15 protein-coding genes are annotated in these 17736 nt (G+C 72.1%); 13 read left to right on the top strand and 2 right to left on the bottom strand.

Going from position 1 to position 17736, the window contains the following annotated elements:
* The first annotated feature begins 61 nt into the window (after positions 1-61).
* Together AC2CHE_RS18490 and AC2CHE_RS18485 are read left to right on the top strand one after the other, a co-directional pair.
* On the top strand, positions 62-628 hold the full coding sequence (locus AC2CHE_RS18490; RefSeq protein WP_484506144.1) for an adenine phosphoribosyltransferase: 567 nt from the start codon (positions 62-64) through the stop codon (positions 626-628).
* A gap of 196 nt (positions 629-824) precedes the next feature.
* Entirely contained in the window at positions 825-3257 is a 2433-nt protein-coding gene (locus AC2CHE_RS18485) for a RelA/SpoT family protein (RefSeq protein WP_484506165.1), read from the top strand.
* Between the two features lie 45 nt (positions 3258-3302).
* On the opposite strand, the gene AC2CHE_RS18480 is transcribed toward AC2CHE_RS18485, so the two are convergent.
* Both AC2CHE_RS18480 and AC2CHE_RS18475 read right to left on the bottom strand, forming a co-directional pair.
* Positions 3303-4136, bottom strand: a complete 834-nt coding sequence (locus AC2CHE_RS18480; protein WP_484506143.1) for a peptidylprolyl isomerase — start codon at positions 4134-4136, stop codon at positions 3303-3305.
* Positions 4137-4202: 66 nt separating this feature from the next.
* Positions 4203-5123, bottom strand: a complete 921-nt coding sequence (locus AC2CHE_RS18475) for a peptidylprolyl isomerase (protein WP_484506142.1) — start codon at positions 5121-5123, stop codon at positions 4203-4205.
* A 247-nt stretch (positions 5124-5370) separates the two neighbouring features.
* On the opposite strand from AC2CHE_RS18475, the gene AC2CHE_RS18470 reads away from it, so the two are divergent.
* The 11 genes from AC2CHE_RS18470 to AC2CHE_RS18420 form a co-directional block, all read left to right on the top strand.
* The gene (locus AC2CHE_RS18470; RefSeq protein WP_484506141.1) at positions 5371-6090 is read left to right on the top strand and encodes an MBL fold metallo-hydrolase; all 720 of its coding nucleotides are present in this window, start codon (positions 5371-5373) and stop codon (positions 6088-6090) included.
* Positions 6091-6177: 87 nt separating this feature from the next.
* Complete coding sequence (gene hisS / locus AC2CHE_RS18465; protein ID WP_484506140.1) at positions 6178-7506, top strand: histidine--tRNA ligase; 1329 nt, start codon at positions 6178-6180, stop codon at positions 7504-7506.
* Between the two features lie 262 nt (positions 7507-7768).
* Positions 7769-8818 carry a S1 family peptidase gene (locus AC2CHE_RS18460; protein ID WP_484506139.1) on the top strand — a complete coding sequence of 350 codons (1050 nt, stop codon included), beginning with the start codon at positions 7769-7771 and terminating at the stop codon, positions 8816-8818.
* A 151-nt stretch (positions 8819-8969) separates the two neighbouring features.
* Positions 8970-9131: a hypothetical protein gene (locus tag AC2CHE_RS18455; protein WP_484506138.1), complete on the top strand. Its 162-nt coding sequence runs from the start codon at positions 8970-8972 to the stop codon at positions 9129-9131.
* Between the two features lie 127 nt (positions 9132-9258).
* Complete coding sequence (aspS, locus tag AC2CHE_RS18450; RefSeq protein ID WP_484506137.1) at positions 9259-11082, top strand: aspartate--tRNA ligase; 1824 nt, start codon at positions 9259-9261, stop codon at positions 11080-11082.
* A gap of 125 nt (positions 11083-11207) precedes the next feature.
* Positions 11208-12020 carry an SDR family oxidoreductase gene (locus tag AC2CHE_RS18445; protein WP_484506164.1) on the top strand — a complete coding sequence of 271 codons (813 nt, stop codon included), beginning with the start codon at positions 11208-11210 and terminating at the stop codon, positions 12018-12020.
* Between the two features lie 84 nt (positions 12021-12104).
* On the top strand, positions 12105-12692 hold the full coding sequence (locus AC2CHE_RS18440; RefSeq protein WP_484506136.1) for an ArsR/SmtB family transcription factor: 588 nt from the start codon (positions 12105-12107) through the stop codon (positions 12690-12692).
* On the top strand, positions 12689-14026 hold the full coding sequence (locus AC2CHE_RS18435) for an MFS transporter (protein ID WP_484506135.1): 1338 nt from the start codon (positions 12689-12691) through the stop codon (positions 14024-14026). The genes AC2CHE_RS18440 and AC2CHE_RS18435 overlap by 4 nt, the downstream gene beginning before the upstream one ends.
* A gap of 173 nt (positions 14027-14199) precedes the next feature.
* Positions 14200-14409, top strand: a complete 210-nt coding sequence (locus AC2CHE_RS18430) for a hypothetical protein (protein WP_155217960.1) — start codon at positions 14200-14202, stop codon at positions 14407-14409.
* A 75-nt stretch (positions 14410-14484) separates the two neighbouring features.
* On the top strand, positions 14485-16011 hold the full coding sequence (locus AC2CHE_RS18425; protein WP_484506134.1) for a replication-associated recombination protein A: 1527 nt from the start codon (positions 14485-14487) through the stop codon (positions 16009-16011).
* 1470 nt (positions 16012-17481) lie between these two features.
* Positions 17482-17736, top strand: a 255-nt coding sequence (locus AC2CHE_RS18420) for a hypothetical protein (RefSeq protein ID WP_484506133.1), incomplete at its 3' end; no start/stop codon positions are given.

Raw genomic sequence — 17736 nt, 5'->3', positions numbered from 1 at the left:
CTGCATGCTGTGCGAGCAGCGTGCGGGACGCCGCCGTCGTGTGGAAGGAAGCGGAACTGCCGTGACGGAGACCCACAGCACCGGGGTACGCGGAGACAGCGGGCCGGAGGTGGCCCGGCTGGTGGCCAGCCGGGTGCTCGACGTGCCCGACTTTCCCAAGCCCGGCGTCATGTTCAAGGACCTGATGCCGTTGTTCGCCGACGGTGACGCCTTCCGGGACGTGATCGACGGAATCGTCGCCTACCACGGGCGGGAGTCCTTCGACGCCGTGGTCGGCATCGAGGCGCGGGGGTTCGTGGTCGCCGCCGCGGTCGCGTACGCGACCGGAGTCGGGGTGGTGCCGGTGCGTAAGGCCGGCAAGTTGCCCCGGCCGGCGTACGCCGCCTCCTACGAACTGGAGTACGGCGAGGCCACCCTCGAGGTGCACCAGGACGCCTTCACCGCCGGACATCGGGTGCTGGTGGTCGACGACGTGCTCGCCACCGGCGGCACGGCGGCGGCCACGCTCGACCTGGTCGAGCGGGCGGGTGGCACGGTGGCGGGTTTCACCGTGCTGCTGGAGTTGTCGTTCCTCGGTGGACGCGACCGGCTGGCTCCGCGTCCCGTGCATGCCCTGTTGACCGTTTGAGAGGTCGGCGACCCCGGACGGACCCGGCAAGGTCCGTCCGGCGGAGCGGCACGGCACCCCGGGTGGGGGTAGCATTGCCCATTGCTGACTGGGCGGTTACCCGCCTGTGCGGCGCTAGACCAGACCGGCCGGCGCACGGTCGGTGTCGTCCCGGCGAGCGGTGAGGAGGCCGGTGTCCCACGAGGTCGTTCCTCCGGTGGAGGGCACGGTGCACCCGACAGGTGACGCGGAGGGCACGCTGACCGACCGTAACGGCGCCGCGGCGGCGTCCGGTGGCGGGTCGGGGGCGGCGCAGCAGGCCAGCGACCCGGCTCGTCCGGCCGTCGACGCCGGCGACGGTGATTCCGCGGCTGCCGGTGGGTTCGGCCTGTCCCACGCGCCGACCGGGCGGCGGGTTCGGGCACGTCTCGCCCGGTTCAACGCGCCGTGGCAGTCCTCGCAGGTCAGCGAGGTACTGGAGCCGCTGATCGCGTCACACCGGGAGAATCACCCCAAGGCCGACGCGCGGCTGTTGCAGCGGGCCTTCGACACGGCTGCGCGCTGGCACTCCGGGCAGTACCGCAAGTCCGGCGACCCCTACATCACCCACCCGCTCGCGGTGGCGACCATCCTGGCGAACCTGGGCATGGACACCACCACCCTGGTCGCGGCGCTGCTGCACGACACCATCGAGGACACGGAGTACACCCTCGACCAGATGCGGTCCGACTTCGGTGGTGAGGTCGCCCTGCTGGTCGACGGGGTCACCAAGCTCGACAAGGTCAAGCTCGGCGATGCGGCGAAGGCCGAGACGATCCGCAAGATGGTCGTCGCCATGGCCAAGGATCCGCGGGTTCTGGTGATCAAGCTGGCCGACCGCCTGCACAACATGCGGACGCTGACCTTCCTGCCGCGCCCGAAGCAGGAACAGAAGGCGAAGGAGACGCTGGAGATCCTCGCCCCGCTGGCCCACCGGCTCGGCATGAACACGATCAAGTGGGAGCTGGAGGACCTGGCGTTCGGGACGTTGTTCCCGAAGAGGTTCGAGGAGATCAACCGGCTGATCGGGGAGCACCAGCCGCAGCGGGAGGCGTTGCTGCGGCAGGTGACGCAGAAGGTGCAGACCGATCTGAAGGCCGCCAAGATCAAGGCGGAGACGACGGGTCGGCCGAAGCACCTGTACTCGATCTACCAGAAGATGATCGTGCGGGGGCGGGACTTCAACGACATCTACGACCTGGTGGGTGTGCGGATCCTGGTCGACACGGTGCGGGACTGCTACGCGGCGCTTGGGGTGATCCACGCGAACTGGCAGCCGGTGCCGGGCCGGTTCAAGGACTACATCGCCATGCCGAAGTTCAACATGTACCAGTCGCTGCACACCACGGTGATCGGTCCGACCGGTAAGCCGGTGGAGATGCAGATCCGCACGTACGCGATGCACCGTACGGCGGAGTTCGGCATCGCGGCGCACTGGAAGTACAAGGAGCACAAGGGCACCCAGATCGTCGGTCCGCCGGCCCACATCGACGAGATGACCTGGCTGCGGCAGTTGCTGGACTGGCAGCGGGAGGCCGCCGACCCGAGCGAGTTCCTGGACGCGTTGCGGTTCGACCTGTCCAGCCAGGAGGTGTACGTCTTCACCCCGAAGGGCGACGTGATCCCGTTGCCGACGGGGTCGACGCCGGTGGACTTCGCGTACGCGGTGCACACCGAGGTGGGGCACAAGTGCATCGGGGCGCGGGTCAACGGCAAGCTGGTGCCGTTGGAGTCGACGCTGTCCAACGGCGACGTGATCGAGATCTTCACCTCGAAGTCCGAGACGGCCGGCCCCACGCAGGACTGGCTCGGCTTCGTGAAGAGCCCCCGGGCGCGGACGAAGATCCGGCAGTACTTCAACAAGGAGCGCCGCGAGGAGGCGATCGAGGAGGGCAAGGACGCGATCGTCAAGGCGATGCGCAAGCAGGGCATGCCGTTGCAGCGGATGCTCACCTCCGACAACCTGATGGCCATCGCCCGGGACCTGCACCTGGCCGACGTGGCGTCGCTGTACGCGGCGGTCGGCGACAGTCAGGTCTCCGCCCAGTCGGTGGTGCAGAAGCTGATGGCCTCCTACGGCGGGGAGGAGGGCGCGGCGGAGGACATCGCCGAGACCGCCGTGGCCACCCGCCCGCCGCGCAGCCGCGCCTCCAGCCACGACCCGGGTGTGGTCGTACGCGGGGTCAGCGACGTGTGGATCAAGCTGGCCCGCTGCTGCACCCCGGTCCCGCCGGACTCGGTCTTCGGTTTCGTGACCCGTTCCGGCGGGGTCAGCGTGCACCGCGACGACTGCGCCAACGCCGAGGACCTGCGCGCCCAGGGCGAGCGGGTGGTCGAGGTGAACTGGAAGCTCACCTCCGCCTCGACGTTCCTGGTGGCGATCCAGGTGGAGGCGCTGGACCGGCACAAGCTGCTGGCGGACGTCACCCGGATGCTCTCCGAGGAGCGGGTCAACATCCTCTCCGCCACCGTCACCACCACCCGCGACCGGGTGGCGGTGAGCCGGTTCAGCTTCGAGATGGCCGACCCGAAACACCTCGGGCATCTCCTCGCCGCCGTACGCAAGGTCGACGGCGTCTTCGACGCCTACCGCGTGACCTCCGGCGCCTGAAGCGCCCGTCGGCGGGGCCGACGGGCGCTTCGAGTGGTTCGGGGGTCAGGCGTCGGTCATGGTGAGGTCGGTGATGACGACCTCCTTCTTGGGGTGGCCGCCGCCGGCCTGCTGGGCGAACGCGCCGTCGTCACCGGCCGCCGCGACGTCCCTGACGATGTCCATGCCACCGGTGATGGTGCCCAGGACGGTGTAGTTCGGGTCCAGCGGCGAATCGCCGTACACGATGAAGAACTGGCTGCCGCTGCTGGACGGCTGGCCCGAGTTGGCCATCGCGATGACGCCCTCCGGGTACGGCGGTCGCTTGTCGGTCGGCAGGTTCTCCTCCGCCATCCGGTAGCTCGGGCCGCCGGTGCCGTCGGTGTCCCGCCAGCCCTCACCGGTGGCGCTCGGGTCGCCGCACTGGAGCACCTTGATGCCCTCGGTCACCAACCGGTGGCACTTGGTGTTGTCGAAGAAGTTCTTTTCGGCCAGGTGCGTGAAGCTCCCCGCCGTGCACGGCACCGCGGACCTGTCGATCCGGGCGGTGATCGGCCCGAGGTTCGTGGTGATCGTCATGGTCTGGGCACCCACCTTGGTCTGCTGGGTGTCCGGCAGCCCGACGTCCTTGACCTGCGGGGTGCGCTCGCCGTCGGGCAGCTCGACCCAGTCGCACTGCACGGAGTTCGCTTCCTGGGCCGCGTTGTCGGTGCCGCTGTCGTCGCCGAGCATGTTGCTGGCCAGCCAGGCCGTGCCGGCGACCACCAACAGCAGGACCACGCCGGCCCCGACCACCGCCTGCGTCTGGCGGCGCTTACGGGCCCGAGCGGCCCGCTCGGCCATCTCCTTCTCGAGCCGGGCGCGGGCCGCCGCGCGCTGCCGCTCTCTGGTGGACGTCACGCCTCGATCCTCCTGGACTGTATGTGGATGCCGCTGCGGTGGGGTGGGTGGCTCGGTCGCGCGTGGTCAGCCGGCGCTGGCGCTGGCCTCGGGTGCGCCGGAGGGCTCCGGACTCGGCGTGCCCGAGGGCGCCGGATCGGCGGGCGACGCCGGGTCCAGCACGGGCTCACCGACGGTCAGGCTCTGGATGACCACGTCGTCGTTCTCCGGCTTGACCTTCTCCCCGGCCCCATTGTCCACAGTCGGCAGGGCGCCGATCTTCTCGACGACGTCGAGACCCTCGGTGACCCGGCCGATGATCGGGTACTGCGGTTCCTCGGTCGGGGTGAAGTCCTCGAAGAAGAGCAGGAACTGGCTCCCGTTGGCCCCGGGCGGGTTCGAGATCATCGCGACCGTGCCCTTGGGGTACGTCGGTGGCTGGTCCGGGGACGGGCTCGGCTCCGCCGACGCCTCCGGGGCGGTCGGCACGTTCTCGTTGTAGAACGAATACGCCGGGCCACCCAGACCGGTGCCGCTGGGGTCACCACAGCGCACCGCGCCGTCGGCGGTGATCTCGTGGCACTTGGTGTTGTCGTAGAACGATTGGCTGGCGAGGTGGGTGATGCTGGCTGCGGCGCACGGGGCGCTGGCGAGGTCCAGCTCGACGGAGATCGGCGCACCCTGGTTGGTGGTGATCGTCATCGGCCGGGTGCCGGTGACCGGCAGCCCGGTGGTCGCAGGCTCGCCGACATCCTTGAGGTTGGCGTTGCCGTCGGTGTTCTGCGGGGTCCAGAGGCAGACCTCGTCGGTCGCGGTGTCCTCGGTGGGCTCGCTGTCGAACGCGCCGAGGGCCCACGCCGAGCCGGCGACGACCAGCACCAGGATCAGGGCGGCGCCGACACCGGCCTGGATGCGTCGGCGATGCCTGGCGGCGGCGGCCCGGCGGGCCAGTTGCCGGTCGAGCTTGGCCCGCGCCAGTTTGCGCTGCCGGTCCCTGCTGGAAGCCACCCGTGCTCCCCTTTCCTCTACCCTGGTCTTCACCCGGTGGTCGTGTACCTGTCGGGCGGCAGGTGTGCCACGCCACACGCCCGCCAGAGTGTACGGGTACCGGCTGGGAAAGTGGTGTACGAGGTCGGTGCCCTTCCACATCGGGATCCGTCAGTGCCTCACTCCGGGGTGCCGGCGGGTCGGACCGGCCGGACCGCGACGCCGGTAGGCTGCCGGAGAGGACGACTCGACGGAAAGGGGAGCGGACGTGCTCGTGGCCGGCTTTCCCGCGGACGCCTTCGGCACCAACTGCTACGTGGTCGCCACCGGGCCGGGGGAACAGTGCGTGGTGGTCGACCCCGGCATCGGGGTGATCGACCGGCTCGACGCGCTGCTCGCCGAGCATCGTCTGCACCCGGCCGCGGTGCTGCTCACCCACGGCCACCTCGACCACACCTTCTCCGTGGCGCCGGTCTGCGGGGCGCGTGGGATCACCGCGTACGTGCATCCGGACGATCGGGAGCTGTTGGCGGATCCGACGAAGGCGCTGTCGATGGACCTGACGCAGCTCTTCGGCGGGCGCCTGCCGTACGCCGAGCCCGAGGACGTGGCCGAGCTGGCCGACGGCACGACGCTCGCCCTCGCCGGGCTGGAGATCACCGTCGACCATGCGCCCGGCCATACCGGCGGGTCGGTGCTCTTCCGGCTGCCCGGCGCCGGCTCGCCCTGGGAGGCGGAGCAGCTCTGCCTCTCCGGTGACGTGCTCTTCGCCGGCTCGATCGGTCGCACCGACCTGCCGGGCGGCAGCATGCCGACGATGCTCACCAGCCTCCGGGACAAGATCCTCCCGCTGGCCGACGACACCGTAGTCCTGCCCGGCCACGGCCCCGCGACCACCATCGGCCGCGAGCGCGCCACCAATCCGTACCTCGCCGAGGTGGCGGAGTTGGGCGGCGCGCGACCGGCGGCACCCACCCGCGGCCTGTAACGGTCGCGTCGAGACCTCACCGCGCGGACCGCGCGGGATCGCCAGCAGACTCTGCCGCGCAGCGCGCGGCTGCCGAGGGAGTACGCCATGAGTAAGCCCACGCCCATCTCCGGGTTCCCGGAGTGGACGCCCGCCCAGCGGATGATCGAGCAGTTCGTGCTGGACCGGATCCGGTCCACCTTCGAGCTGTACGGCTTCGCGCCGCTGGAGACCCGCGCGGTCGAACCGCTGGACCAGTTGTTGCGCAAGGGGGAGACCTCGAAGGAGGTCTACGTGATCCGGCGCCTGCACGGCGACCCGGACGGGTCGGCCGGCGACGACTCGCTCGGCCTGCACTTCGACCTGACCGTGCCGTTCGCCAGGTACGTGCTGGAGAACGCCGGCAGGCTCCAGTTCCCGTTCCGCCGCTACCAGATCCAGAAGGTGTGGCGTGGCGAGCGCCCGCAGGAGGGGCGGTACCGGGAGTTCGTCCAGGCCGACATCGACATCGTCGACCGGGACACCCTCGCGCCGCACCACGAGGCGGAGATGCCGCTGGTGATCGGCGACGCGCTGCGCTCGCTGCCGATCCCGCCGATCCGCATCCAGGTCAACAACCGCAAGATCTGTGAGGGCTTCTACCGGGGCATCGGGCTGACCGACCCGGAGGCGGCGCTGCGCGCGGTGGACAGACTCGACCGGATCGGCCCGGCCGGTGTCACGGAGCTGCTGGCGACCACCGCCGGGGCGAGCGAGGCGCAGGCCAAGGCGGTGCTGTCACTTGCCGAGATCTCCGCGCCGGACGCCTCCTTCGCCGACGCGGTGCGCGCGCTCGGGGTCAGTGATCCGCTGCTCGACGAGGGGGTCGAGGAGCTGGTCCGGGTGGTGGATACCGCCGCCGCGCACTCACCCGGCCTCTGCGTGGCGGACCTGCGGATCGCCCGTGGCCTGGACTACTACACCGGCACCGTCTACGAGACGCAGCTGATCGGGTACGAGCGGTTCGGCTCGATCTGCTCCGGCGGCCGGTACGACAACCTGGCCACCGCCGGAGCCGCCCGCTTCCCCGGGGTGGGCATCTCGGTCGGGGTGACCCGACTGCTCGGGCTGCTGTTCGGCGCCGGCGCGCTGTCGGTGTCCCGCGACGTGCCGACCTGCGTGCTGGTCGCGGTGACCAACGAGGAGCTGCGCGGGGCCAGCAACGCCGTCGCCGAGGCGCTGCGTTCGCGCGGCATCCCGACCGAGGTATCGCCGAGCGCGGCGAAGTTCGGCAAGCAGATCCGGTACGCCGAGCGGCGTGGCATCCCGTACGTCTGGTTCCCGGGGGCGGACGGCGCACCCGACGAGGTCAAGGACATCCGTTCCGGCGAGCAGGTGGCCGCCGCGTCGGGGGAGTGGACGCCGCCTCGCGAGGATCTCAAGCCACTGGTGAGCTGAGCCGGTGCGGTCGTAACCGCTGAGATCGCTCTCCTGGTCCGGGGTGTCACACGGGGTCGTACTGGCCGTGTGACACCCCGGCGTTCGTATGTGTCCTCCCTGTTACGGATTGCCGGTGGGTGAATTCGGGCACAGCCAGGTCTTGTTAACGATCTTAAATATGTGAATACTTTCCCTCGCCTGGTCATTTCCCCAGGTGGTCGAGCTGCCCCCGCCCCTGTTGGCATGACAGGGGTCAACCCCCATATCGGGAGGCTGTTACATGCGACCCACGAGGTCAACGCTCCGCCGCGTCGTCACCGTCGCCGCTGCCGGAACCCTGGTCGCCGGCGTGTTGGCCGGCACCCCCGCCCAGGCGGCACCCGGCAGCGTCTCGCCCGACGCCGCAGCCGCGCTCGCCGACCGGCTCGGAGACCGCGCCGCCGGCGCCTACGCCGACGCCAGCGGCAAGATGGTCGTCGCCGTCACCGACGTCGTCGCCGCCCGCCAGGTGGCCGCCGCCGGCGGCACCCCCAAGGTCGTCGAGCGCGGCGCCGCCGAGCTGGACCGCGCCACCACCGTGCTGGAGCGCTCTGCCAAGATCCCCGGCACCGCCTGGTGGACCGACCCGGTCACGAACCAGGTCGTCATCTCCGTCGATAGCACCGTCACCGGCGCCAAGCTGGAGCGGGTCAAGGCCGCCGCGACGCGCACCAACGGCGCGGTGCGCATCGAGGCCGAGGCCGCTCCGCTGAGCACCCTCATCTCCGGCGGCCAGGCGATCTACGCCGGCGGCGGCGGGCGTTGCTCGCTCGGCTTCAACGTGCGCAGCGGCAGCACCTACTACTTCCTGACCGCCGGGCACTGCACCAACATCTCGTCGAGCTGGTACAGCAACTCGGGCCAAACCTCGCTGCTGGGCACCCGCGCGGGCACCAGCTTTCCGGGCAACGACTACGGCATCGTCCGGCACAGCAACTCGGGCAACGCGGCCGGCAACGTCTACCTCTACAACGGCAGCTACCGGGACATCACCGGCGCCGGAAACGCCTACGTCGGCCAGTCGGCGCAGCGCTCCGGCAGCACCACCGGCCTGCGCAGCGGCTCGGTGACCGCGCTCAACGCCACGGTCAACTACGCACAGGGCTCGGTGTCCGGCCTGATCCGCACCAACATCTGCGCCGAGCCCGGCGACAGCGGCGGCCCGCTGTTCAGCGGCGGCACGGCACTCGGCCTGACCTCCGGCGGCAGCGGCAACTGCCGTACCGGTGGCACCACCTTCTTCCAGCCGGTCACCGAGGCGCTGAGCCGCTACGGCGTCAGCGTCTTCTGACCTGGGAGAACCTCCTCAGCCAGCGGGCCGCCGGATTCCTCCTCCGGCGGCCCGCACCGCTGTCCGGATCACGTTCCATCAACTACGGCCAACCGATGACCGTACGACTCCTGACGCATTCGATCAGCCGGAATTCCGGGTGGTCGCCCTGGTGACCCAGACGATCGGCGCCGGCGTCGTCGCGCTGGCCCTGTACGACACGGCGGACAAGCGGGCGCTGTGGGCGTACGTCCTGGCCACTCTCGGCGCGGTGGCCCTGCCGTCGAGCCGGCTGGCGCTCGGTCGGGTCGGGTCCGTGAGCCGGACGCGCTGACGGAGTGCCCGTCCGTCACCGCAGGTGTCGACCGGGTCCTGCTCCGCGCACCCGGGGAACGTCGACGGGCGGGTGCTGACAGAATGCCGGGGAGTAGACGTAGGGCAAGACGAGGGAGACGCACGTCGTGATCCGTACCCATGACGCCGGCAGCCTGCGCGCGACGGACGCCGGCACCACGGTGACGCTCGCCGGGTGGGTGGCCCGCCGGCGCGACCACGGCGGTGTCATCTTCGTCGACCTGCGCGACGGCTCGGGCGTGGTGCAGGTGGTCCTCCGGGAGGAGGACGCGCACGCGCTGCGCAACGAGTACTGCGTCAAGGTCGTCGGTGAGGTGACCCGGCGGCCCGAGGGTAACGAGAACCCGGAGCTGCCCACCGGCGAGGTCGAGGTGACGGCGGCCGAGCTGGAGGTGCTCTCCGAGGCCGCGCCGCTGCCGCTGCCGGTGGACGACCAGGTGGTGGCCGGGGACGACGTCCGGCTCAGGTACCGCTACCTCGACCTGCGTCGCGGCGGCCCGGCGCGGGCCATGCGGCTGCGGTCCCGGGCCAACCAGTTGGCCCGCACGGTGTTGCACGAGCGGGACTTCCTGGAGATCGAGACTCCGACGCTGACCCGTTCCACCCCGGAGGGCGCCCGCGACTTCCTGGTGCCGGTGCGCCTGCAGCCGGGCAGCTGGTACGCGCTGCCGCAGTCGCCGCAGCTGTTCAAGCAGTTGCTGATGGTCGGCGGGATGGAGCGTTACTACCAGATCGCCCGCTGCTATCGCGACGAGGACTTCCGGGCCGACCGGCAGCCGGAGTTCACCCAGCTCGACATCGAGATGTCGTTCGTCACCGAGGACGACGTGATCGATCTGGGTGAGGCGATCGTCGCCGCGCTCTGGTCGGAGCTGGCCGACCACGAGATCCCCCGGCCCATCCCGCGGATCACCTGGCACGACGCGATGGCCCGGTACGGCTCGGACAAGCCGGACCTGCGCTACGGCGTCGAGCTGACCGAGCTGACCGACTACCTGCGCGGCACCACCTTCCGGGTGTTCGCCGGGGCGATCGACGCGGGTGGCTACGTGGGCGCGGTGGTCATGCCCGGTGGCGCGGCCCAGACCCGCAAGGAGCTGGACGGCTGGCAGGACTGGGCCAAGGCCCGTGGAGCCAAGGGGCTGGCGTACGTGGTGCTCGACGCCGAGACCGGCGAGGCTCGCGGGCCGGTGGCGAAGAACCTGTCGGCGGAGCACCTGGCCGGGCTGGCGGACGCGGTCGGCGCCAAGCCGGGCGACGCGATCTTCTTTGCCGCCAGCGGGCAGGCCCGCGAGGCGCAGGAGCTGCTCGGCGCGGCCCGGATCGAGATCGCGCGACGGGCCGGCCTGGTCGACGAGAGCGCCTGGGCGTTCTGCTGGGTGGTCGACGCACCGATGTTCGAACGGACGTCGGACGAGACCGGCGCGGCGGGTGGTTGGACGGCGGTGCACCACCCGTTCACCTCACCCAACGCGGAGTGGGTCGACCGGTTCGAGGAGGTGCCGGACCGGGCCCTGGCGTACGCGTACGACATCGTCTGCAACGGCAACGAGATCGGCGGCGGTTCGATCCGTATCCACCGCCGTGACGTGCAGCAGCGGGTGTTCGACCTCCTCGGCATCAGCCCCGAGGAGGCGCAGGACAAGTTCGGCTTCCTGCTGGAGGCGTTCAGCTACGGCCCGCCCCCGCACGGTGGCATCGCGTTCGGCTGGGACCGGGTCTGCATGCTGCTCGCCGGGGCCGACTCGATCCGCGAGGTGATCGCCTTCCCGAAGACCCGGGGCGGCTTCGACCCGTTGACCGGCGCACCCACGCCGATCACCGCGCAGCAGCGCACCGAGGCCGGCATCGACGCCAAGCCCAAGCCCTCGCAGCCGCCGTCCCACACCGGCACCGCCGGCCCCGCCGCCCCCGTAGCCGACCCCACCTGACCCACCCCACCCCTGCGCGGCCAGCCCGAGTCGTCGTTGATCATGAATTCGTTGTCCCGTGATCCGGCGTGGTGTGACAACAAGTTCATGATCAACGGCATGGGTGGCGGGTGAGGGGGGCGACTGTGCGGGTGTTGGTGGTGGGTGGGAGTGGGTTTCTGGGGCGGGCGGTCTGTCGGCTCGCGACACGGGCCGGGTGGGACGTGGTGGGGACGTGCTACTCGGGTCAGGTCGGGACGCCGGGTGTCGAGGTGCGTCGACTGGACGTGACCGATCGGGCCGCGGTGGTCGCGCTGGTCGCGGCGGTACGCCCGGACGCCGTGGTCGCCACCCCCTACCGGTACGGCGACTGGGCGGTCACCGCCGACGGGGCGGCGCACGTCTCGTACGCCGCCGCGCGGGTGGGTGCCCGGTTGGTGCACATCTCCAGCGACGCGCTGCACGCCGGGCGACCCGAGGCGTACGCCGACGACGATCCCCCCACACCGATTTTTCCGTACGGGACGGCGAAGGCGGCTGCGGAGACGGCGGTGCGGGCGATCGACCCGGGTGCCGTGCTGGTGCGCACCTCGCTGATCCTCGGCGAGGGCAGCAAGCAGATACAGCTCTGCCGCGAAGCCCTGGCCGGTCGGGCGACCCTGTTCACCGACGAGCTGCGCTGCCCGATCGACGTCGGTGACCTCGCCGCCGCCGCGTTGGAACTGGTGCGCGCCGAGGTCGCCGGCCCGCTGAACGTGGCGGGCCCGGACGCGGTGAGCCGGGCGGAACTGGGCCTGCTGGTGGCCCGCCGGGAGGGCATCGACCCGGCCGTCCTGAAGACCACCACCGGTGTCGATGCCGGCGTGGTGCGGCCCACCGAGGTACGCCTCGACTCCTCCCGAGCCGCCAGTCTGCTCCGCACCCGGCTGCGCGGTGTCTCGGAGCTGCTCGCCCCCTGATCAGTCCGGCGTAGCCGGTGGGATGTGCACACCAGCTATGCACAGTGATTGTGCATAGCTGGTGTGCACAGGTACTGTGCATCTATGGAGAATGCGTCGACCATCGTCGAATCGAGCGTCGTGCATGTCGACGCACGGCAGATCCGGGCACTTGCCCACCCGCTGCGTGTCCAGTTGCTCGGCGCGCTGCGCGTCGGCGGACCGGCGACCGCGACCGACCTGGCCGCCGAACTCGACACCAACACCGGCGCGACCAGCTACCACCTCCGCCAACTGGCCGAGGTCGGGTTGGTCGTCGAGGAGCCGACCGAGGGCGTCGGCCGGCGGCGTTACTGGCGTGCCGTCCACGACATCAGCTCGTGGCAGCCCACCGATTTCGAGGACGACCCGCAGGCCCGGGCCGCGTCGGACTGGGTGCAGAGCAGGCATTTCCAGTACGTGGCCGAGTTCGCCCAGCGCTGGGTCGCCGTGCAGCACGACCGGCCGCGCGACTGGCGTCGGGCCGCCGACTTCAGCGACGCACTGCTCACTCTCTCGCCCGCCCAACTGCGCGCCCTCAACGACGAGTTGTCGGCGGTGGTCAAGCGGTACCGTGACGCACCGGCCGCGCCCGACGCAGCGCAGGTCGTTCTCTTCGTCGCCGGCTTTCCCCTGGTGCGGGACGCCCAATGAGCACTCTCACCGTCTCCCAGATCCGGCGTCGTTTCCTGGCCCTGCACGGTCTGCGCTGGCTGCCGACGGGCCTGCTGATCCCGGTGGTGATTCTGCTGATGCAGGAGCGGGGCCTGACCCTGACCCAGATCGGTCTGGCCGCCGCCGCCCAGGGGGTGGTGGTGCTCGCCCTGGAGTTGCCCACCGGCGGCCTCGCCGACGCGCTGGGCCGCAAGCCGGTGCTGGTGGTCGCGAACGTGGTCGGACTCGCCTCGCTGGCCCTCCTGCTGGTCGCCGACTCGTTGGCCCTGCTGGCCACAGTTTGGGCGATGCAGGGCGTGTTCCGCGCCCTGGACAGTGGCCCGCTCGAATCCTGGTACGTCGACTCCACCCTCGCCGTCGACCCCGAAGCCGCCTACGAGAAGGGTCTGGGCCAGGCCGGCATGGTCCTGGGCGTGTGCATGGCTGCCGGCGCGCTGCTCAGCGGCGGCCTGGTGGCCCTCGGCCCGGTGGGGCCGGTCAGTGCCCTCACCACGCCGGTCGTGGCCGCGCTCATGTTGCAGGCGATCGCCCTGACGGGTCTGCTGGTGCTGCTGGTGGAGCGGCGCTCGGCAGCCGGCACGGATGCCGTGCGATCGTCGTTGCGCGAGGCACCACGCATGGTTGGTGAGGCGATCCGTCTGCTGCGTCGTTCCCGGGTGCTGCTCGCGTTGGTGACGGTCGAACTGTTCTGGGGCTTCGGCATGGTCACCTTCGAGAACCTGTTGCCGGTCCGCCTCGCCGAGGTGGTGGGAGACGCCGACCGGGCCGCCGCGCTGCTCGGCCCGGCCAGCACGGCGGCGTGGCTCGCCTCGGCCGGCGGCGCCGCTGTCACCCCGCTGCTCATCCGCTGGTTCGGTGCTGCACCCGGTGCCGCGCTGCTGCGGATCGTGCAGGGCGTCACCGTGGTCGGGATGGCCCTGCTGGCCGGCCCGGTCGGGGTGCTGGTCGCCTTCGTCGCCTGCTATGCCGTGCACGGCGCGTCGAATCCCCTGCACATGGGACTGCTGCACCGGCAGGTCGACGGCCCGTACCGGACCAGCGTGATCTCGGTGAACTCCATGGTGGCCATGCCGGCCGCCGCCCTCGGCGCAGTGCTGCTCGGCTTCATCGGTGACCGGGCCGGGGTGAGCACGGCGATGCTCGTCGGTGCGGTCGCGCTGGCGGTCGCGGCGCCGCTGTACCTACCCGCCTGGCGGGCAGGCCGGCCCGCCGGCTCGGCCACCGGACTGCCGGGGCAGGCCGTCGACCCGGCAGTCGGCCCGAGCGGCGATCAGGCGAAGCGGACCGAGGTGAGTGGGAACGTGTCGACGTAGCCGAGTCGCCGATAGAGCCGGATCGCCGTCACGTTGCTCGGATGGACGCCGAGCGCCACCATGCCGTAGCGGTGGGTGGGGAGGGGGCGCGTGATCCACCGTGGAGATTGGCGAGCCGACCGATCGGGTACATCCCGCGCCGACCTACTGGTAACCCCCACCGGAGGAACGTCATGCTCGCCATCGCCGCGGCCATCGTCTTCGGCTTCGCCCTGCTGCTCGATTTGCTGGACACCAAACTCGGCGCACCGGACCTGTTCAACTGGAACACCCTGGTGCTGATCGGTCTGCTGCTGCTCTCGCTCTACCTGGCCGGCGTCGGCCGGGGCCCGGGTGGCGGCGGTGGTCGGTGGTACCGCGGTCGCCGACCGGGGCGCGGCTGACCGGAAACGACCACCCCGGGCTCGGCCGGCGGCGCGATTCCGGCGTTGTCGGCCGAGCCCGGTACTGTTCTCGTGATGGAGTCCGACGCCCTGTTCACCCTCGGTGAACCTGCCGCTGCACCCGGTGCGCAGGCGGGTTCCGGTGGCGTCGGCGGCTTCAACCCGGCCGGTCCGGACGCGCCGCTGCCGGTCCGGATGCGCCCGGCCGATCTGGACGAGCTGGTCGGCCAGGAACACCTACTCGCCCCCGGTGCGCCGCTGCGGCAACTGGTCGCCGGCAACGCGCCGATGTCGGTCATCCTCTGGGGGCCGCCGGGCAGCGGCAAGACCACGATCGCCCACCTGGTCGCCGCCGCCACGGACCGGCGGTTCGTCGCCATGTCCGCGCTTACCGCCGGGGTCAAGGACGTCCGTGCCGTGATCGACACGGCTCGGCGACAGCGGCGTTCGGGTGGCCCGCCGACGGTGCTCTTCATCGACGAGGTGCACCGGTTCAGCAAGACCCAGCAGGACTCGCTGCTCGCCGCGGTGGAGGACCGGACGGTCACGCTGCTGGCGGCCACCACCGAAAACCCGTACTTCTCGGTCATCTCCCCACTGCTCTCGCGGTGCGTGCTGCTCACCCTCCGACCCCTCGACGACGACGCGGTACGCGGGCTGTTGCACCGTGCGCTGGTCGACGGGCGCGGGCTGGGCGGCGCGCTCACCCTCGCCGCCGAGGCAGAGGATCACCTGGTCCGGTTGGCCGGTGGGGACGTCCGTAAGGCGCTCACGGCGCTCGAGGCGGCGGCCGCCTCGACGACCGCGCTGGGCAACGACCAGATCGACCTGGCCACCGCCGAACGCGCGGTGGACACCGCGGCGGTACGCTACGACCGGGCGGGGGACGCCCACTACGACGTGACCAGCGCCTTCATCAAGAGCATGCGCGGCTCCGACGTGGATGCGGCGCTGCACTGGCTGGCCCGGATGCTGGTCGCCGGGGAGGACGCCCGGTTCATCGCGCGGCGGTTGGTCATCTTCGCCAGCGAGGACGTCGGCATGGCCGACCCGGCGGCACTCGGTGTGGCGACCGCCGCGGCCCACGCCGTGGAGTACGTCGGCCTGCCCGAGGCGCAGCTCAATCTCGCCCAGGCCGTCATCCACCTGGCCACCGCGCCCAAGTCGAACTCGGCGACCACCGCCATCGGGGCGGCGATGGCCGACGTGCGCTCCGGCCGGGGCGGGCCGGTGCCTCGGGGTCTGCGTGACGCCCACTACTCCGGTGCCCGGGGTCTCGGGCACGGCACCGGCTACCGCTACCCGCACGACGACCAGCGGGGCGTGGTCACCCAGCAGTACGTGCCTGACGACCTGGTCGGCACCGACTACTACCGGCCGAGTCAGCACGGCGCGGAGCGATCGGTGGCCGGCCGGCTGCCGTTGCTGCGTCGGATCGTCCGCGGGCTGTCCACCCCTGCCCGCACGGACGAGCCGGCAAAGGGCGGTCGGCCGGCCCGGCCGACGTCGTCCGGGGGGGACGATGACGACGGTCGTACGGCCACGACAGCCCAGGTGGTCGAAGAGGTCGGCGCGAGCGCCGACGGGAGGGGTCAACAGTGAATTCGTCGGACCGACCGGACGAGAGCCCGGACGCGCGGCGCGGCAAGAGTCGTCGCTGGGGTCGGGGCAGATCCGAGGCCGCCGCACCGGAGGAGTCGGGCGGCGGCGAGGATTTCGGCTGGATCGACGATCTGCGTTCGGCCAAGCAGCAGCGTGCCGAGCTGGGCCCCGATGGTGCCGCCGTCGAGCCGCCCGCCGCAGGACGCAGCGGTCCGGAGCGACCCGGTCAGCAGCCACCCGTGCGGCCCGGCCCCGCGCCGGTCAACCAGCAGGGACCGGACGGTCCGGCAGCGCCGCCACCTGGCCGAGGCCCGGCCGAACCACCGCGAGCGCGTCCCGTTGACGGCCCCTGGCCAGGTAATCCGGCTGCCCGGCCGCCGGCCCGCCCGCCCGGCGGACGGCTCCCGGGTCCTCCGCCGTTCGCCGCCGCGCCGCCGCCCGCCGCCCGTCACGAGCCCGACGCACCGAAAACCCCGCCGGCCGGTTGGCCGCAGCAGCCCGCAGCCGCCGGGCCGCCCACCCGGCGGCCACATCCTGGTGAGCCGGTTTCGGGTGGCGGTCCCAGGCCGGTTCCGGAGGCAGGCCCGGTCTCCGGCGCACCGACCGTCCCGGGCTGGCCGCCCGGACCGGTGTCGGGTGCGCCCACAGGCTCAGTGCCGGGTCCGTCCGCAGGCCCCGTGTCGGGTCCACCCGGACCGCGGCCCATGCCCGGCGTCCGGCCGGGCGCCGCGCCCGCCGGTCCGCGCCGCCTGCCCTCGGCCGAACCCGTCCCGGCGTCGCCGGACACCACCCCCGGCTCGGCTGCAACACCCGGCATGACACCCGCCGCCGGTCGGCCGGGTGGTGCTCCGGCCGGTGCTCGGCGAGCCGGCCGTCGGCGGGCCGCCGAGCCGGAGGAGGAACGGCCGGTGGTGCCGCTGTCCGGCAATGCGCCACCGATCCCCGGTGTGCCGTCCGGCCATCCGGCCGCTGGGCTTGGCCAGTCCACACCCGTCCGTGGCGGGGAGTCGGGCGCACCGACCGGCGCCGACCGGGACCGCCGGACCGCACCCGGCGCGGTCGGCCCCGAGGGAACCGGCGACGTGGCGTCGGGCCGTCGGGCGGCACCCGAATCGCAGCCGCCATTCGCCCGCCGCCCTGCCGACGGGCCGGCCGAGCCACAGCGGACACGCCGCGCGGCCGACGCGGAGGACACACCGACCCGGGGCCGGCGCGCGGCGGCCGAGGAGCCGTCCGGACGGCACGCGGTGTCGGGCGCCGATACCGAAACCTCCGATGGCGGTGGGCGGCCGGTCGAGGGTCGAGCCGGCCGGCCGGAGCGGCCGTCCGACTGGCTCCGGCAGGCCGGGCGACCGCACCACACCGACCCGGCGTTGCCCACGATCAGCAAGCGACCCGGCGCACCGTCCGGCCGCTTGATCGGTACGCCCTCCGGCGGTACGCCGACGGTCGGCGACCGGCGTGGCACGGATGTCGGCCCGCCCGGTCGACCGAACGCGGGTGCCGCACCGGCCGATGGACGCGGGGTCGAGCCGGGACCGGAACGTCCGGGCGCCGGGCCTGCCCGCCGCCCCGACGGGCCACCGGCTGGACCGGGCCGCCCCACCCCGCCGGCCGGTCCTGTCCCGGATGGACCTGAGCCAACCGGTCGGGCCGGCGCCCTGCCCCGGATCGGTCCCACCGGCCCGGCAGCCCGGCCCGACGGCCCGCCCCGCGGTGCGGCCC

The organism is Micromonospora sp. ATLC16 (genome assembly GCF_057196645.1).
This window is presented reverse-complemented; position numbering and strand designations above follow the sequence as displayed.